This is a genomic window from Streptomyces sp. NPDC005728, assembly GCF_040630895.1.
GTDB lineage: Bacteria > Actinomycetota > Actinomycetes > Streptomycetales > Streptomycetaceae > Streptomyces.
This window is the reverse complement of sequence record NZ_JBEXYL010000259.1, coordinates 1-2,396: the sequence shown is the minus strand read 5'-3', so window position 1 is coordinate 2,396 and position 2,396 is coordinate 1. Positions and strand designations below refer to the sequence as shown.

The window sequence follows — 2,396 nt, the reverse complement described above, 5'->3', positions numbered from 1 at the left end:
TTGAGATGTTGATCTTCATTGTGGAACGATCTTCGGATGGCTCGTGGAGATCTGACAGACGAACAGTGGGTGCGCCTGGAGGCGGTGTTGCCGCCGCTGCCGGTGATGGGGCGCAAGCCGAGGGACCGGCGGCAGGTCTTCGACGGAATCTGGTGGCGGGCCCGGACCGGCTCGCCGTGGCGGGACGTCCCGGAACGGTACGGGCCGTGGGAGACCCTGTACTCGGTCTTCCGGCGCTGGCAGATCGACGGGGCCTGGGCCCGCGTTCTGGAGAAGCTGCAGGTCAAGGCCGACGCTGCCGGGCACATCGAGTGGGAAGTCTCTGTCGACTCCACGATCTGCCGGGTTCACCAGCATGCCGCCGGGGCCCGGAAAAGGTGCCCCTATGGTCTTCGTCAAGCTGTGACGGGAGTCGGTGGCTCGTAGAAGGTGCCGTCTCGGAGCATGGCGAAGAGCACGTCGATGCGTCGTCGGGCGAGGGCGATCAAGGCTGCGACGTGGTGCTTTCCTTCGCGGCGTTTCCTGTCGTAGTAGGTCCGTGACTCCGGCTGCGAGAGTGAGGCGAACGCGGCGAGGTAGAAGGCACGTTTGAGCTGCTTGTTGCCTCGCCGGGCGGGGTGTTCGCCTCGGATTGAGGAGCCGGAGGCGCGGGTGACCGGGGCCAGGCCGGCATAGGCAGCCAGGTGTCCGGCGGTGGCGAAGGCACTGCCGTCGCCGACGTCGATGAGGATCCGGGCGGCGGTCCTGACCCCAATGCCGGGCATGGAGGTCAGGACCACGGAAAGAGGGTGGGCCTCCAGCAGTTCCTCGATCCGGGTCGCGAGGAGTCCGCGCTGGTTCAGTACGGAGCCGAGTGTGGAGACGAGACTGGGGATGATCAGTGCGGCGGCGTCGGTGCCCGGAACTACCACGGTCTGCTCGTCGAGCGCGGTGAAGATGTCCTTGACCAAGCGCTCTGCCATCCGCGGCGCCTTCGGCCGCAGCAGTGCGACCAGCCTGCGTCGTCCTGCTTTCCTGAGCTGGGCCGGGGAGCCGAAGCGTTCGAGCAGTGTGAGCACTGCGGGGTGGTCCAGGCGGGGGCCGAGGACCTTCTCCAACGGTGGGTGGATCTGTGTCAGCAGGCCCCGCAGCCGGTTCTTGGTCCGCGTCGCCTCGGTGGCCAGGTCGTCGTCGAACCCGGTGAGCATCTCCAGCTCGGCCACGGTCTCGTCGGCCGGTTCAACGGCCCGCAGCGTGTGCGGCATCGAGCGGGCCGCGTCCGCGATGACGTGCGCGTCGCGGGCATCGGTCTTGGCCTCGCCGGGGTAGAGGTCGGCGATCCGCCGCATCGTCAGGCCCGGGAGATAGGCGACGCGGCAACCCGCGTCACGGGCCACTGCCAGTGGCAGGGCGCCTATGGAGGCGGGCTGGTCGACCACCACCAGAACAGTGCCGTGCTTGGCCTGGAGCTTGCTGAACACCTCGCGGAGCTTCGGCTCAGTGTTGGGCAGCCGCTTGTCGAAGACTTTCTTGCCTGCCGGAGTCAGGGCCGTGGCGTGGTGTTCCCCTTTACCGACGTCCAGGCCGAGGTAGACGTCAACATCGCCGTCACCGGTCACGTGCTTACTCCTGTGCTCGCGTTCTTCCCGGCCTCACCTGCGGCATCAGCGTGCCGGCATCCACGTTACGAAGAGAGTGCCTCCCCGGTTCGGGATCGGCTCTCGTGCCCCTAATCAGCGGTCTGCCAATGCCTCCGGTCCCGGTGACACCACCTTTTCGATCATCACCGACTGGGGGACCGAGTCATACCGGGGCCGAAGGCCGGGAGCCTCCTTGCGAGGCCACGAAGACGGTAACGGGGACCATGATCCGGGCCGGACGCGTCCGGCCGGTCTGGCGTCCGAGCCGGACGACCACGCGATCGGCCGCTCGCGCGGCGGCCTGACCACAAAGATCCACCTCGCCGTCGATTCCTCCTTCCAGGTCCTGGCCACCGCCGTCACCGCCGGCCAGCGGGGCGACGCGCCGCTGTTCACCGAGCTCATGAACCGCATCCGCGTTCCCCGCCTCGGCAGCGGCCGTCCGCGGACCCGGCCCGTTCACGTGCTCGCTGACCGGGCCTACTCCTCCCGCGAGATCCGCGAATACCTGCGACGGAGGCACATCCCGCACACCATCCCGGAGAAGCGGGACCAGGTGGGACACCGCCTCCGCCGGGGTTCGTCCGGAGGCCGTCCGCCCATCTTCGACCGCGAGAAATACAAGACCAGACACAAGGTCGAGAACCGGATCGGCTTGTTGAAGCAGGCCCGGGGCATCGCGACGCGCTACGACAAACTCGCCGTCCGCTATGAAGCCACCGTCCAACTCGCCCCGATACGGCAAGCATTGTGACCACATCTCAAACACGCCTTAGT

At 67.5% G+C, this 2,396-nt stretch carries 1 protein-coding gene and 2 pseudogenes; 2 read left to right on the top strand and 1 reads right to left on the bottom strand.

Going from position 1 to position 2,396, the window contains the following annotated elements; all coding sequences use genetic code 11:
• Nucleotides 1-36: 36 nt before the first annotated feature.
• A pseudogene (locus tag ABZ471_RS48345) lies at nt 37-378 on the top strand (IS5 family transposase); the annotation flags it as partial.
• 17 nt (nt 379-395) lie between these two features.
• Here ABZ471_RS48345 and ABZ471_RS48340 read toward each other — a convergent pair.
• A complete protein-coding gene (locus ABZ471_RS48340; protein ID WP_359075534.1) occupies nt 396-1,598 on the bottom strand; it encodes an IS110 family transposase in 1,203 nt (400 codons plus the stop codon).
• Nucleotides 1,599-1,881: 283 nt separating this feature from the next.
• Here ABZ471_RS48340 and ABZ471_RS48335 point away from each other — a divergent pair.
• Nucleotides 1,882-2,373 (top strand): annotated as a pseudogene (locus ABZ471_RS48335) (IS5 family transposase); the annotation flags it as partial.
• Between the last annotated feature and the right edge of the window lie 23 nt (nt 2,374-2,396).